Origin of the sequence: Stenotrophomonas sp. SAM-B (assembly GCF_013387485.1) — a bacterium.
GTDB classification, from domain to species: domain Bacteria; phylum Pseudomonadota; class Gammaproteobacteria; order Xanthomonadales; family Xanthomonadaceae; genus Stenotrophomonas; species Stenotrophomonas maltophilia_AA.
Window position 1 is genome coordinate 71,509 of the sequence record NZ_JABBXB010000003.1, and the last position, 13,386, is coordinate 84,894.

A 13,386-nucleotide genomic window follows, 5' to 3' on the forward strand; every position below is an offset into this window, starting at 1 on the left:
TGATCGCGCCCTCTTTCGTTGTATCACCCAACGGCTCAGTTGCCGCGCAGGGTGCCCCGGCGCGGCGTGCTGGGACCCAGCGGCATCTTCAGTTTGCCGATCGACAGGATGCGCGATTCGGCGATCTGGTCGGCGGCGCGCTGCGGGGCGATGCCCTCGCTCTGCGACAGCGCGAAGATGCGGCCGAGGTTGTGGTAAATGCTGCGGATCAGGCGCATCGCACGCTCGCGGTTGTAGCCGTCGATCTCGAGCGAGACGTTCATGACACCGCCGGCATTGACCGCGTAATCCGGCGCGTAGAGGATGCCGCGGGCATGCAGTTCGTCACCCACTTCCAGGCTCGAGAGCTGGTTGTTGGCGGTGCCGCAGACGATCTTGCACTTCAGCCGCGGCAGCGTATCCGGATTGATCGCGCCTTCCAGCGCGCACGGCGCGAAGATGTCCGCGTTGACGTCGTAGATATCCTCCGGCTTGACCGCTTCGGCACCGTATTCGGTGACCGCACGCTCAACGCGCGCGCTGTCCAGGTCGCTGACGTACAGCTTGGCGCCGCGGTCACGCAGCAGCTTCACCAGTTCCATGCCGATGTGGCCCAGCCCCTGCACCGCGATGCTGGCCTTGCCGACTTCTTCATGGCCGAGCTTGTGCTGCATCGACGCCATCAACGCCTGCAGGGCGCCATACGCCGTGAACGGCGCCGGATCGCCGGAGCCGCCATGCACCTGGTGTACGCCGGTGACGTACTCGCTCTCCAGGTAGATGTTCTCCATGTCGTTGACATCGGTGCCGACGTCCTCGGCGGTGATGTAGCGGCCGCCCAGCGAATCCACGTAACGGCCGAACGCGCGGAACAGCACCTCGGACTTGTCGCGCTTCGGGTCGCCGATGATCACCGCCTTGCCGCCGCCCACGTTCAGACCGGCCAGCGCGTTCTTGTAGGTCATGGTGCGGCTCAGCCGCAGCGCGTCGGCCAGGGCCTCGTCGGTGCTGGCGTAGGGACGCATGCGCACACCGCCCAGGGCCGGGCCGAGCGTGGTGTTGTGGATGGCGATGATCGCCCTCAGACCGGCGTCGCGGCTGTGGCAGAACACCACTTGTTCGTGACCGGTGGTTTCGAGGGTTTCAAATAACATGGTGGCTCCGATGGTGCGAACGGTGGCGAACAGCGGTGAACGCGCCAGCAAAAGGTGGTTTGTAAAACAAAAAAAGCGACGTCGTCGGGTCTCGGACGGGTCGCGCGGCGCCATTCTAGTGCATTCCGGCGGAGGGTGTTGTCAGGGCTCTCCCGTCGCGTCGTCATTAAAGTTGCTGAAGCGCAGGCCGATGCCGTGGCAACGGTGTGGATGGCCGGTCATCGCAGGAAGAATCACGTGGGCGCAGTCGCAACAAGGCAAGTGCGGGATCCGGCGTGTGCAGGGCCGTGGGCGTGATCGGCGTGATGCTCGTAAGCGCCGCCGTGCTGGCGTTGCTGGGGGGAATCGGCCTGGTCCGCCACCGGCGTGCCGTGGCGCAGCCATCGAGGGGCCGTGCCGCCGCCGCGCAGGCGGGGGCAACGGCAGTGCCTGCCGCCGCTCTGTCGCCGGGCACCGATCCGGTCGCAGTGCTGCAGGCCGGGCTGCACACGCTCGCGCTGGTCCCCCGCAGTGGCGATGCCGCCGATGCCGCGGCCCCGCACACAGTGGAACTGCGCGATGCCGTCACGGCGTCGCTGCTGGCCCGTGACTGGTCGGCCAAGCACCTGCCACGCCGGCCGCAGCTGCTGCCGCAGCTGATCCAGACCGTCAACGACAGCGATGCATCGGCACGTGCGATGGCCGCGATCATCAGCCAGGATCCGGTGCTGACCGGCAACCTGCTGCGCATCGCCAACAGCCCGGTCTACCGGGTGCAGGCGCGCCCGGTGGAGACGCTGCAGCGCGCAGTCACCCTGGTAGGGACCGATGGCATCCGCCAGATCATCAGCGCCGTGCTGGTGCAGCCGGTGATGCAGCTGCAGTGCGATGCGTTTCCGCAGTTCAGTGCGGTGATCTGGGAACACGCGCTGCTGGCCTCGCGCGCGGCCGCCGACCATGCCCGGACGGTGACCCACGAAGATGGCTTCGCCGCGCAGTGGCTGGGCCTGACCCAGGGCCTGGGCGCGGCCCTGGTGATGCGCCACCTGCTCGATGCCTGTGCGCAGCAGTCGGTGGCCGCGCCGCCGCGTGCACTGGCGGCGGACCTGCTCGACAGCTGGACGCTGCCGGTGGCCAGCCGCATCGCGGCGGCATGGGAGCTGCCCAAGGCCGTGCACGACGCCTTGATCCGCCAGAGCGGCAGTGGACTGGCGGCGAGCCTGCGTTTCGCCCGCGCGGCGGCGGCGGCCAGCCTGCTGTGCCGGCACGGCCAGATCGGCCAGGTCCAGGCGCTGGCCCTGCTGGAACAACTGGACGGCACGCCGCCGCATGCGCTGCAGTGGATCTGGCGGCGCGTGCACGGGCGCGCGGTGGAGACCCTGGACGGTGATGAGGCCGAGCTCGAAGTTGCCGGGGCCGGCTGAGCTACAGCTGGGATTCCAGCGGCAGCCAGCTGATCGCACGCGCGCTGGCGCGCAACCAGAACCCGGTATCCGGTTCGGTATACAGCCACTGCGGTGGCTGGGCATCGCGTTCCAGCCAGCGGACGTCACCTTCCGGCCCCAGCGCCACCCAGTAGCTCTGGCTCGGGCTGGCCAGGCGCAGGTACTCCTGGCGCAGCTGCCCGGCCAGCACGGGGTCGTCGAACAGCACGCCCATCTCGGTGTTGAGATAGGCCGAACGCGGGTCGAGGTTGAACGAGCCCACGAAGCCCCGCCGGTCATCGACCATGAAGGCCTTGGTGTGCAGGCTGGCGCCGCTGCTGCCGAACAGGCCGCCGCCATCGACGTTGCCGCGCGATTTGAGCTCGTACAGCTGCACGCCACTGCGCAGCAGCGGCGCCCGGTAGTGCATGTAGCCACTGTGCACGGCGGCCACGTCATTGGCGGCCAGTGAGTTGGTGATCACCCCGACCTGGGCACCGCGCGCGACCATCGCGCCCAGCCCTTCGGTGCCGTCCTCGCCGGGCACGAAATAGGGCGAGATCAGCAGCGCCTTGTGCTGTGCGCTTTCCAGTTCCTCGACCAGGCGCGTCACCAGCCAGCCGGCCTGATCGTCGCGGCGATGCTTCATCGGCGGATCCGAGGCGATCTCCACGGTGGGCGTCCAGTGCAGGTCGAGCGCATCGCGGTAATAGGAGCGCTCCGCCTGCGAACGGGCCACGCGCGCCAGGTACGGCTTGGCACTGTCCAGCCGCGCTTCGTGTTCGCTTTCGCGGATCAGCAGGCGCAGCTGCGGTTCGGTGTAGAACGCCAGGGCGCGGATCGGCACCGCGGTGTCGCTGTTCCAGTAGTCGTCGAAGATCGTGTTGGCCTGCTGCACCGCCTCGCCGGCCACCAGCAGGTCCAGGTCGCGGAAGTTCACGTCGGGGCGGGCGCTGAAATATTCCTCGCCGATGTTGCGGCCGCCGACGATCGCCACGCGTCCGTCGGCGATCCATGACTTGTTGTGCATGCGGTGGTTGACGCTGAAAACGCGCTGCACCATCTCGACCAGGCGCCAGAGCCCGCTGCGGTTGCGGAACGGGTTGTACAGGCGGATCTCGATGTTGGGATGTGCATCGAGCGCCATCATCAGCGCGTCCTTGTCCTGCGCGTTCATGTCGTCGAGCAGGATCCGCACGCGCACGCCGCGCTCGGCCGCGCGGTACAGCTCGTTGGCCATGAGGTGGCCGATCAGGTCGTCGTGCCAGATGTAGTACTGCAGGTCCAGGCTGCGGCCGGCGTGCTGGGTGATCACCGCGCGCGCGGCGTAGGCGTCCAGTCCATCGGACAGGAAGGCGACGCCGCTCTGGCCGGGGTGTTCGGCCTGCAGGCGGACCAGCTCTCGATCGATCGCGGTCTGGTCGGCCTGCGTGGGCAGCACCGTGGAATGCTCGCCCACGGCCTGCGGGGTCAGGTGATCGGCCAGCAGCAGGCCGCTGAGCACCAGCAGGATCAGCAGGGCGACAACGATTCCCAGCCAGCGCAGCAGCCGGCGCCAGAGCGGTTTTTTCTCGGTCATGCCCCGATCGTAAGCGGCAGGGGCGTGCAGGGCGAGTGCTGGCGCGGTTTAGAAGCGCTCGTCCGGCGCCAGGTAACGCCACTGGCCCGGCACCAGCTTGCCCATCGCCACGCGGCCGATGCGCAGGCGGCGGATGCTGATGACCTCCAGCCCGACCTGGGCGCACATGTCGCGCAGCTGGCCCGGATGCACCGGCTTGATCGCAAAGCGCAGGCGGGTTTCGTTCTGCCAGCTCACCTTGCACGGTGGCAACGGCCAGCTGCGGAAGCTCAGGCCGTGCGCGAGCCGCTTCATGCCGTAGGGCGCCAGCTCGCCACTGACTTCGACCAGATATTCCTGCTCCAGCGTCGCACCGCGATCCTTCAGGTGCGAGATCACGCGTCCGTCCTGGCTGACGACCACGAGGCCGCTCTCGTCGTCGGACAGCGGCATCACCAGCTGCAGGGCGTGGAAATGCCGCTGCAGCAGGGTCACGCCGGTGGCATCGAGGTCGCTGCGGCTCTCCGGGGTGACCAGCGCGCACAGTTCGTCCGAGCGCATGCCGGCCGGCTTGTGCAGCAGCATGCTCACGGTTTCGGTACGGGTCGCTTCGGCGTTCTCGCGCAGCACGATCGTCTCGTCGGTGACCATCGTCTGCGGTTGTTCGACGACCTGGCCGTTGACGGTCACCCAGCCGCCCTCGATATAGCGCTGGGCGTCGCCACGGGAGCAGCCGATCAGGCTGGTCAGGCGTTTGTCGAGTCGGATCGGGTCGGTCATCGGGCAGGCAACATAAAACGGGAAGCGGGCGGGGAGTGTACTGGCTGGGGCCCGGCGCTGCGCGATGACAGCCGCCGCGGCTCAGCCCGGCGTGCGTTCCAGGTGGGTCAGGTACAGGCGCAGGTCGAACTCGAGCTGGTGGTAATCCGCTTCCATGTGGGTGCACAACTGGTAGAAGGCCTTGTTGTGGTCCGATTCCTTCAGGTGGGCCAGTTCATGCACCACGATCATCTTCAGGAACGGGGCCGGGGCCTCGCGGAAGACGGTGGCGATGCGGATTTCGCGGCTGGCCTTGAGCCGGCTGCCCTGGACCCGCGAGACCGTGGTGTGGGTGCCCAGTGCGTGTTTGAGGACCTGGAGCCTGCTGTCGTAGATCACCTTGGACAGGGGCGCGGACTGGCGCAGGTAGCGCTCTTTCAGGCCCTGGGTGTAGTCGTACAGCTGGCGGTCGTTGCGCACCGTGTGCAGCTCGGCGTAGCGGCGTTCCAGCCACGGCCCCAGCCGGTCGCCCGCGATCAGCTCGCGCACCTGCTGCTGCAGGGCGTCGGGATAGCCGGCGAGGTACTTCAGGGCAGTCATGCAGGCGGTTGGGGCGGGGCGGGCAGACCAGTATGATGGGCTCCGGAATCCCGCAACAACAGATGCTAGGCGTATGGCGAAGGCAAATCCCCTGCAGGAGCAGCTGCTCAAGGCTGGGCTGGTCAAGAAATCCCAGGTCTCCCAAGCCGCCCGTGAACAGGTGAAAGCCCGCCACGGCAAGGCCCCGGTCGCGCCCAGCGAGAGCCAGCGCGAGGCCGAACGCCTGCGCGCGGAGAAGGCCGAGCGCGATCGCGCGCTGGAAGCCGACCGCAAGGCCAAGGCCCACGCCCAGGAACTGCAGGCCCAGGTCCGCCAGATCATCGAGGCGCACAAGGTCAAGCGGGACGGCGAGAGCGAGTACCGCTTCAACGACGGCACGCTGATCCGCACCCTGCTGGTCAACAACGTGCTGCGCCGCCAGCTGGCCTCGGGCAGCCTGGTGATCGCCCGCCACGGCGACGGCTTCGAACTGCTGCCGCGCGCCGCCGCCGAGAAGGTCCGCGAGCGCGATGCCAGCGTGATCGTGCTCGACAACAGCCAGCCCGGCAGCGAACCGAGCACCGGCAACGCCGAGGACGATGCGTACTACGCCCAGTTCCAGGTGCCGGACGACCTGGTCTGGTAAGCCTCGCCTGAAGCGTTCACCCGGTGCCGCGCGCGTTCAGCCCTACGTCGGCTGGGCACCGGGGCCCGGGTCTATGCTGGAGACCTGACACCGGCATGGGAGATACATCATGGCGACAGGTTGGGCAGGCGACGGCGCGGTCCAGGATCAGATCGACGCCACCGTCGATGACGCCATCCAGCGGGCGCGCGCACAACTGCGCGACGGCCCCGGGCTGACCCACTGCGAACAGTGCGAGGCACCCATTCCCGAGGCGCGGCGCAAGGCCGTCCCCGGCGTTCGCCTGTGCGTGCGCTGCCAGGAAGAAGAAGACGCCGCCCAGCACGAAGGCAGCGGCTACAACCGGCGCGGCAGCAAGGACAGCCAGCTTCGGTAGGTGCCGACCGTTGGTCGGCACGCAATAACGCATACCGACCAACGGTCGGTATCTAAAACCGGCGTGGCACGCTCCCTCAACCGTCCCCCTGGATCCCGCCGGGTGCCTGCGACGGATCCCGCCACCGGCGTACCGTGCGCTGGAAGAACATGTTGTTCGGCATCTGCAGCACCGTGCCTTCATGGCCGTTGCCGGTTTCCTGCAGCGTGGTGTAGATCAGGTTGATGTCGATCACCCGGCCCTTGAGCCCGGGCTTCTCGCCGTTCTCCAGCAGCTCGATGTAGTCGTGCAGGCGGAACGGACGTGTGGTGAAGATCAGCAACGTGCAGAAGATGTTGGACAGCACGCTCCACGCGGCGAAGAACGCCACCGCGCCGACGGCGGCGAAACCGGTGAAGGCAGTCCACAGCACCGAGGCCGATGCGCCGACGATGCTCAGCACGATCAGCACCGCACCGAAATTGATCACGAAGCTGCTGATGCGGCGCGCGCCCATCACCATTTCCGGCGGCAGGGTGTAATGCTCACCGAGGCGGCGGATCAGCCTGCGCGCGATCAGGCGCAGCAGCCAGGCCACCAGCACGGTCACCAGGATCTGCAGGGCAGGGACACCGTATTGCAGCCAGTCGTGGGTCCAGGCGGGCAGATGGTCTTTCATGGGGGCGGAATTCCTTTGCAGCGATAGTGCCGATCCCGCCATGGTAATGCCGATGCGCGTCAGCGCATCGTGGTGCCCGCTTACTGCACGGGCCTGCCGTACACGTCGAACGCAGCGATCATGGTGGAAGCGCACAACGGCGCATTCTGTGCGTACTGCACACAGACATCCGGCGCCTCGGGCGCCAGCGTGACCCGGATCTGCAGCGGGCTCCACGGCAGCGTGCAGCCGGTGGCCAGTGAGAGCAGCACGGCCAGGCAACTGGATGACATGGGGATACTCCTTGGCGAGCGCCGGTAGTGACAAGGGATTGGATGCCGCTGCCACCGGAAAGGTTTAAAGGCCGCGCAGAAAAAGAAATCCACCGGCGGCTTAAACCTTTTCCATGCCCCCCGCATCCAACGGATATGCTCGACACGACCATGCCCACTTCCAGCGCCCCGACCGAGGCCGATGCCGCCGATGACCACGCCCTGGTGCGTGCCGCGGCGGCCGGTGACGTCGCGGCGTACGAGCGCATCTACCGGCGGCATTCGCCGCGGGTGTACGCCGTGCTGTGGCGCCTGTGTGGCGGCCATTCGGCCCGCGCCGAGGATGCCCTGCAGGAGGCCTTCCTGCAGGCATGGCGCGCGCTGCCGGGCTTCCGTTTCGAAAGCAGCCTGGGCACCTGGCTGCACCGCTTGGGCGTCAACGCCGCGCTGATGGAGCTGCGTGCCAACGCCACCGGCGATGCACGCGATGCCGGCGAGGAGGGCTGGGAGTCACTGGCGATGCTGCCGGCCCAGGACCGCTGCGCCGGCACCTCGATGGACCTGGAGCGGGCGCTGGAAACGTTGCCGCCACGGGCCCGGGCGGTCCTGGTCCTGCATGACATCGAAGGGTGGAAACACCAGGAAATCGCTGACCAGCTGCAGATGGCCGTCGGCAGTTCCAAAGCACAGTTGCACCGTGCGCGCGGCCTGCTGCGTGCGCGCCTAGGAGAAACCGCATGAACCCCCATGATTCCGATCACGACGAGCTGACTGCACACCTGCATGCCCTGCCGACCGAGCGCGTCCCGCCGGCGCGGGTGTGGCAGGCCATCGCCGCCCAACTGCCGGCCCAGAGCGCGGCCCCGTCCCCGGCGGCGACCGTGCCCACGTTGTCAACGCGTCACCGGCGTCGGCGCTGGCCGCTGCGCATCGGGCTCGGCCTGGCGGCCGCGCTGGCGGTGCTGATGGTGGTGCCGACCCCGGTCCCGCATACGCCGGCACCGTCGCTGCTGCAGCGCCAGGCCGATGCGATGGCCGGCGAGTACCAGCAGGCCATCGCGGCCCTGCCCAATGCCGAGGTCACCGAGGAATGGCGCCCGGCCCTGCACGAACTCGACGCCAGTGCGGACAACATCCGTGCGGCCATCGCTGAAAATCCCCGCTCGCGCTATCTGCTCGGGCAACTGCAGCGTACCTATGCGCTGCGGCTGGAACTGACCCAGCAGGCGGTGTTGTCCACCGGCCTGCCCACCTGAAGGAGAACCCCATGCGTATTCCTCTGTCCCTGATCGCCGCGCTCGCCCTGTGCCTGCCGCTGGTCGCCCAGGCCGCTACCAGCATCAACGAGCGCCATCCCCTGGGCGCTGGCGGGCGCGTGGAAATCAGCAACATCTCCGGCAAGGTCACTGTCCGTGGCTGGGATCGCAGTGACGTGGCGCTGACCGGCTCATTGGCCGACGGGCTCACCCTCAAGCAGGACAAGAGCAGCAACCGCGTGCGCTGGGAAGTGGAGTATCCGCGCGGGCGCAGCAACGGCGGGGCGACCCTGGAGCTGCGCGTGCCGCGTTCGGTGGAAGTGCAGCTGGGCACCATCAGCGCGGACATCGACGTGGCCGACATCGACGTACGCCGCCTGCAGGCCAACAGTGTCAGCGGCAGCATCACCGCGGCCGGGCGCAGTGGCGAGACCACGTTGAACACGGTCAGCGGCAGCATCCGTTCGCAGCTGCAGACCGCACGGCTGGATGCGCGCACGGTCAGCGGCCAGCTGCTGGCCGGCGGTGGGGCATCGGGGGAAGTGGCGGCCGAATCGGTCTCCGGCCGGGTCAATGTCAATGCCGGGCGGATCCAGCGGCTGGCGGTGGAAACCGTCTCGGGCAGCCTGGACGTGAGCGCGACCGGCATGGCGCCGGGCGGCAAGGTGACGATGCAGACGGTCAGCGGTTCGGTCGCGCTGAAGCTGCCGGTGAACGTATCGGCGCAGTTGAACGTCAAGACGTTCAGTGGCGGGATCCAGTCCGATGCCGGGCAGGTGGAGAAGCCGCGCTATGGCCCGGGCAGCAGCCTGGATGCGCGTCTTGGCTCGGGCGATGGGGATATTTCGATCAACGCCCATTCCGGGAGCGTGCGGGTCAGCCTGGGCCGCTGAGTGCGGCCACCGCACCGGCCGATGCCGGTGCGGTCGGCAGCAATGTCAGCCGGCTTTTTTCAGTGCCAGGGTATTGCCCAGCACTTCGATCTTGCCGCCACCCTTGCGGAAGGCAGCCAGATCCGCAGCGATGCTCTGGCTGCTGACGGCGGAATTGGACCCTTGCTTGCGGTCAACGCGAACGGTGTTGCTTGCCTTGGGGGAGGTCTTTGGCGTACGAGCCATGGATGCTCCTGCTATGGATGAAGCGTGGAAGAAAACGTCGACAGATCCTGCTGTTGTCGACGGTAGTCCTGCCGCACGAGGCGGCAATCATCGCCGCCCATGTCGAACTGGCGGCAGATCGCGGGTCGCTGCGAGTAGATCGTGCAGCGCAGGTGATAGGGGTCGATCGCGGCGCACCAGCCTTCTTCGTTGCGTGCCATCACCGTGCCGCCACGCGCATCGGTGTCCAGCAGATAGCCGGGCACGTTGTCGTCGGGCATCACGGTGACGGTGAGCCGGCAACACACCGCATCGCAACGACGGCAGTCGATGGGGTCGGGCTCGGACGATGTAAGGAGTGCAGCCAGGCGTTCGCCCAATCTGAGTGTCTCTTTGGCGGCTCGGGGTGAAGCATGCTGTGAACGAGCCGGATCACAGCGATGAGCGATCCCGGCACCGCGGACAGGCCGACGGTGGCAGTATCGAAGAGGACGGTGGCCAGTCAGGCCCGGAAGACGATGCTGGGTGCATCAAGCGCATTGCGCTTTGAAGCCGAAAGATGATAGCGCTTTCGGCGTAACGTTTTGTTAATAAGGCCTTTCACGCCTCTTCAGGCCTTGTGGGACAAGGCCTGGCGCAACAGCGGGGTCAGTGGGCGGCGGCCAGTGCCAGCCCGTGGACTACACCGAAGGACGGATTGCCGCGGACCAGGGTCGAGCCCGGGAAGGCGTTGGCTACCGCCTGCTGCAGATAGCCGGCGCGCGACATGCCGCCGGTCAGGAACACGGCGGCCGGGTCGTGGCCGATATCGCTGCGCACCTGCTCCAGCAGGGCGGTCAGCTCGCCGAGGTAGCCGCCGGCGGCGGTTTCCAGCCGCGCGGCGTCGATCTGCACCTGCAGGCCACGCTCGATGAAGTCCAGCGCACTGTCATGGCGGGTCACGCTGCTCAGGGCGATCTTGCAGCGCTCGACTTCGCGGTACAGGCGCGCGGTATTGCCGGTGTCCTGCAGGGCGGTCAGGCGCGGACCGAACGGCGCATCCACGTCGCGGTAGGTGTGCTGGCGGAAATCGCGCTGGCGGGTCATGTCCTGGACCATCGCCGCTTCCACGTAATGGTGGGCCGGCACCCGGGTGATGCCGCGGCCGAACAGCGGCATGTAGCCGCCCAGGCTGAGGGCCAGGTCGATATCGGTACCGCCGCGGGCGATGCCCCAGGCGCGGTGGATGGTCGGGGCCTGGCCACCGCCGACGCGGGCATGCGCGACGTCGGTGGTACCGCCGCCGATGTCCACCACCACGGCGTCGTGCTCCTGCGGGCTCTCGGCGTGGTAATGCATCGCGGCGGCCGCCGGCTCTTCGAGGAAGTCGATGCTGTCGAAGCCGGCCGCGATCGCCGCGCCATGCAGGATGTCCAGCGCCTGTGCGTTGCCGGCCTCGCCGATCGAGCTGCGGAACTGCACCGGGCGGCCCAGCGTGGCGGTGCGGATGGGGGTGTCCAGCTGGCGCGAGGCGGTCAGGCGGATGTGCTCGAGGATGTGCGTGGCGATGCCGGCGATGGTCTGGCGCGCGCGCGGGTGCAGGTTGTAGCCGAGCATCGACTTGGGGCTCTGCACCAGGTTGCCTTCGTTCTCTTCGAAGTAGGCTTCCAGCGCGTCGTCGCCGTAGACCGCGTTCTGCAGCAGGGTGGTGGAGCTGAGCGGGGCGCGCATCTGCTCTTCCATCCACTGCCGGCGCACCACGCGCAGGGCCTCGCGGCGCAGTGCATCGGGCGTGCGCTCCTGGCCGGCGGCGCGGGCATCGCGCGCGGCCGCATCGACCAGCCGGGCCAGATCGTGCTCCAGCGCCGGGGTCAGTTCGAAGTCGTTCGGGTCGCGCATCACCTCGGGGAAATACACGGTGGTGCGGAACTGTTCGGCCTGGCCGAACTGGATCGGCACGACCTTGCCGTCGATCACCACGGCGGCGGCGGAGTTGCTGGTGCCAAAGTCGATGCCGAGTTTCATGCGCGGGCCGGGCCGGTGGTCAGGGGGCGCGCACTTTGCGGCAACGGGACCGCCGACGCAAGGGCAGGGGGTAACGGGCGGTTACAATGGCGGCCGTTTCGTTACCGAAGAGCTGTCGATGTCCGCCATTCCCGCCTGCCCGCAGTGCACCCTGGAAAACACCTATGCCGATGGCGCGCTGTTCATCTGCGCGGACTGCGGCCACGAGTGGGCGGCCGGTGATGGCGGCGGCGAGGCCCTGGTGGTACGCGACAGCAACGGCAACGTGCTGGCCGCCGGCGACACCGTCACCGTGATCAAGGACCTGAAGGTGAAGGGCTCCTCGATCCCGCTCAAGCAGGGCACCGTGATCCGCAACATCCGTCTGGTCGAGGACGATGCCGAGCACATCGAAGGCAACTCGGAAAAGATCAAGGGGCTGGTCCTGAAGACCTGCTTCCTCAAGAAGGCCTGATCGGCCTCAGTCGGCGTGGGCGCCCCGCTGGCGCCAGCGCTGCAGGCTGTCCAGCTTGGCCTGGTAGCGGGATTGGAGCGCATCGCCGTTTTCCGCGGCCAGGTCACGCGCGCGCTGCATCTCCTGCGAGGCGCGGTTCGGGTTGCCGGCCAGGAAGTAGGCGCGGGCCAGGGCGAAGTGGAACGGGTGGGCCGTGTCATACAGGCGCACCGCGCGGCGGTAGAAGCGGACGGCCCCTGCATAATCGCGCCGCTGTTCCGCCCGTGCCCCGAGGATGTACTGCGCGAAGGGGTCGTTGCGCTGCACCCGGGCCAGACGGTCGTCCAGCCGCTCGGCCTCCCGGGTATCGCCCAGCCGACGGTAGAGCGCGCTGGCGTTGCTCAGGCTGGCACCGTGCCGTGGCTGCAGCCGCAGGGCGGTTTCATAGTCCCTGCGGGCCTGGGCGGTGTCGCCAATGCGCGCATCGAGCACGCCGAGATTGTTCCAGCTCCCCACGAAGTCCGGCGCCATGCGCAGCGCGGCCTGGAAGTTGGCGCGCGCGCCGGCGGAATCCCCGGCGGCCATCCGGTCGGCCCCCCGGTTGTTGTAGAAATGGGCCAGTGCCCGCTGCCGGTTGATCTTCTGCGGCCCGTAGCGGTCATACAGCACGTTGTGGTCCAGATCGACGGTGCCGCTGCGCCCGTCCAGCACGATGCCGGCATTGACGTGGCCAACGCTGTAGATCACCCCGGAGGCCTGGTACCAGCTCACCACCTGGGCCACCTCCTGCACATGCGCGTCGATGCCGGCGAGGTTGGCCAGGGTGACGAACAGCAGGGTGAACGACAGGCAGTTGGCGCGCCGGGTCTGCCATGTCTCGCCGATCGTGTGGGTTGCATCGGCGTCGTAGGCCAGGTGCAGTCCCTGCGCGTCGAAGATCATCTCGACCAGACGCTGCAGGCGGCGCTCGCGCGAGTAACCGGGATCGATGACCCGCTCGTGCAGCAGGGCCAGCAGCGGGGCCGGCACGTCCAGAATCTGCGCCGGCGTGGGCAGGGCGGTAGTGCCCGGTTCGGCGGCGATGGACGGCGGCGTGGTGTCGGCCGCCCAGACCGGCGCGGCGGCCAGGGCCATCCACAGGATCACTACTCTGCATGCGGTCATCGCCGTCACCTCGCGGGGCGCTGGGGTCCGTCGGGCCCAGTCTAGGCGCGTTGTCGGAGGGCGGCGTGC

17 protein-coding genes are annotated in these 13,386 nt (G+C 68.1%); 7 read left to right on the plus strand and 10 right to left on the minus strand.

What is annotated here, in order from left to right; genetic code table 11:
- Positions 1-35 precede the first annotated feature (35 nt).
- Positions 36-1,133 (minus strand): Glu/Leu/Phe/Val dehydrogenase, encoded by a 1,098-nt coding sequence (locus tag HH110_RS08005; RefSeq protein ID WP_176989210.1) that lies wholly within the window; start codon positions 1,131-1,133, stop codon positions 36-38.
- Positions 1,134-1,420: 287 nt separating this feature from the next.
- On the opposite strand from HH110_RS08005, the gene HH110_RS08010 reads away from it, so the two are divergent.
- Complete coding sequence (locus HH110_RS08010; RefSeq protein ID WP_342589235.1) at positions 1,421-2,536, plus strand: HDOD domain-containing protein; 1,116 nt, start codon at positions 1,421-1,423, stop codon at positions 2,534-2,536.
- Between the two features lies 1 nt (position 2,537).
- Here the strand turns inward: HH110_RS08010 and HH110_RS08015 are convergent, their stop codons facing one another.
- The 3 genes from HH110_RS08015 to HH110_RS08025 all read right to left on the minus strand — a co-directional run bounded on the left by HH110_RS08015 (position 2,538) and on the right by HH110_RS08025 (position 5,453).
- The gene (locus HH110_RS08015; RefSeq protein ID WP_176989211.1) at positions 2,538-4,115 is read right to left on the minus strand and encodes a phospholipase D family protein; all 1,578 of its coding nucleotides are present in this window, start codon (positions 4,113-4,115) and stop codon (positions 2,538-2,540) included.
- A gap of 48 nt (positions 4,116-4,163) precedes the next feature.
- Complete coding sequence (locus tag HH110_RS08020; protein WP_176989212.1) at positions 4,164-4,874, minus strand: rRNA pseudouridine synthase; 711 nt, start codon at positions 4,872-4,874, stop codon at positions 4,164-4,166.
- A gap of 81 nt (positions 4,875-4,955) precedes the next feature.
- The gene (locus HH110_RS08025; protein ID WP_123730546.1) at positions 4,956-5,453 is read right to left on the minus strand and encodes a M48 family metallopeptidase; all 498 of its coding nucleotides are present in this window, start codon (positions 5,451-5,453) and stop codon (positions 4,956-4,958) included.
- A gap of 73 nt (positions 5,454-5,526) precedes the next feature.
- Here HH110_RS08025 and HH110_RS08030 point away from each other — a divergent pair, with 73 nt between their 5' ends.
- Together HH110_RS08030 and HH110_RS08035 are read left to right on the plus strand one after the other, a co-directional pair.
- Complete coding sequence (locus tag HH110_RS08030) at positions 5,527-6,078, plus strand: DUF2058 domain-containing protein (protein WP_176989213.1); 552 nt, start codon at positions 5,527-5,529, stop codon at positions 6,076-6,078.
- Between the two features lie 109 nt (positions 6,079-6,187).
- Positions 6,188-6,454 (plus strand): DksA/TraR family C4-type zinc finger protein, encoded by a 267-nt coding sequence (locus HH110_RS08035; RefSeq protein ID WP_176989214.1) that lies wholly within the window; start codon positions 6,188-6,190, stop codon positions 6,452-6,454.
- 76 nt (positions 6,455-6,530) lie between these two features.
- Here HH110_RS08035 and HH110_RS08040 read toward each other — a convergent pair whose 3' ends face one another.
- Positions 6,531-7,112, minus strand: coding sequence for a mechanosensitive ion channel family protein (locus tag HH110_RS08040; protein WP_176989215.1), 582 nt, complete (start codon positions 7,110-7,112; stop codon positions 6,531-6,533).
- An 80-nt stretch (positions 7,113-7,192) separates the two neighbouring features.
- On the minus strand, positions 7,193-7,384 hold the full coding sequence (locus tag HH110_RS08045; protein WP_176989216.1) for a hypothetical protein: 192 nt from the start codon (positions 7,382-7,384) through the stop codon (positions 7,193-7,195).
- A 135-nt stretch (positions 7,385-7,519) separates the two neighbouring features.
- On the opposite strand from HH110_RS08045, the gene HH110_RS08050 reads away from it, so the two are divergent.
- Genes HH110_RS08050 through HH110_RS08060 form a run of 3 tightly spaced genes read left to right on the plus strand, consistent with a single transcriptional unit; the run spans position 7,520 to position 9,512 of the window.
- Positions 7,520-8,104 (plus strand): RNA polymerase sigma factor, encoded by a 585-nt coding sequence (locus tag HH110_RS08050; RefSeq protein WP_176989217.1) that lies wholly within the window; start codon positions 7,520-7,522, stop codon positions 8,102-8,104.
- Positions 8,101-8,619 (plus strand): hypothetical protein, encoded by a 519-nt coding sequence (locus HH110_RS08055; protein WP_176989218.1) that lies wholly within the window; start codon positions 8,101-8,103, stop codon positions 8,617-8,619. The genes HH110_RS08050 and HH110_RS08055 overlap by 4 nt, the downstream gene beginning before the upstream one ends.
- A gap of 11 nt (positions 8,620-8,630) precedes the next feature.
- Positions 8,631-9,512 (plus strand): DUF4097 family beta strand repeat-containing protein, encoded by an 882-nt coding sequence (locus tag HH110_RS08060; RefSeq protein ID WP_176989219.1) that lies wholly within the window; start codon positions 8,631-8,633, stop codon positions 9,510-9,512.
- A 45-nt stretch (positions 9,513-9,557) separates the two neighbouring features.
- Here the strand turns inward: HH110_RS08060 and HH110_RS08065 are convergent, their stop codons facing one another.
- The 3 genes from HH110_RS08065 to HH110_RS08075 form a co-directional block, all read right to left on the minus strand.
- On the minus strand, positions 9,558-9,737 hold the full coding sequence (locus tag HH110_RS08065; RefSeq protein ID WP_019183415.1) for a hypothetical protein: 180 nt from the start codon (positions 9,735-9,737) through the stop codon (positions 9,558-9,560).
- Positions 9,738-9,748: 11 nt separating this feature from the next.
- The gene (locus HH110_RS08070) at positions 9,749-9,997 is read right to left on the minus strand and encodes a YkgJ family cysteine cluster protein (RefSeq protein WP_019183414.1); all 249 of its coding nucleotides are present in this window, start codon (positions 9,995-9,997) and stop codon (positions 9,749-9,751) included.
- A gap of 367 nt (positions 9,998-10,364) precedes the next feature.
- Positions 10,365-11,720, minus strand: coding sequence for an Hsp70 family protein (locus tag HH110_RS08075; protein ID WP_176989220.1), 1,356 nt, complete (start codon positions 11,718-11,720; stop codon positions 10,365-10,367).
- A gap of 118 nt (positions 11,721-11,838) precedes the next feature.
- On the opposite strand from HH110_RS08075, the gene HH110_RS08080 reads away from it, so the two are divergent.
- Positions 11,839-12,174 carry a zinc ribbon domain-containing protein YjdM gene (locus HH110_RS08080; protein WP_019183411.1) on the plus strand — a complete coding sequence of 112 codons (336 nt, stop codon included), beginning with the start codon at positions 11,839-11,841 and terminating at the stop codon, positions 12,172-12,174.
- A 6-nt stretch (positions 12,175-12,180) separates the two neighbouring features.
- Here the strand turns inward: HH110_RS08080 and HH110_RS08085 are convergent, their stop codons facing one another.
- Positions 12,181-13,317: a tetratricopeptide repeat protein gene (locus HH110_RS08085; protein ID WP_176989221.1), complete on the minus strand. Its 1,137-nt coding sequence runs from the start codon at positions 13,315-13,317 to the stop codon at positions 12,181-12,183.
- Between the last annotated feature and the right edge of the window lie 69 nt (positions 13,318-13,386).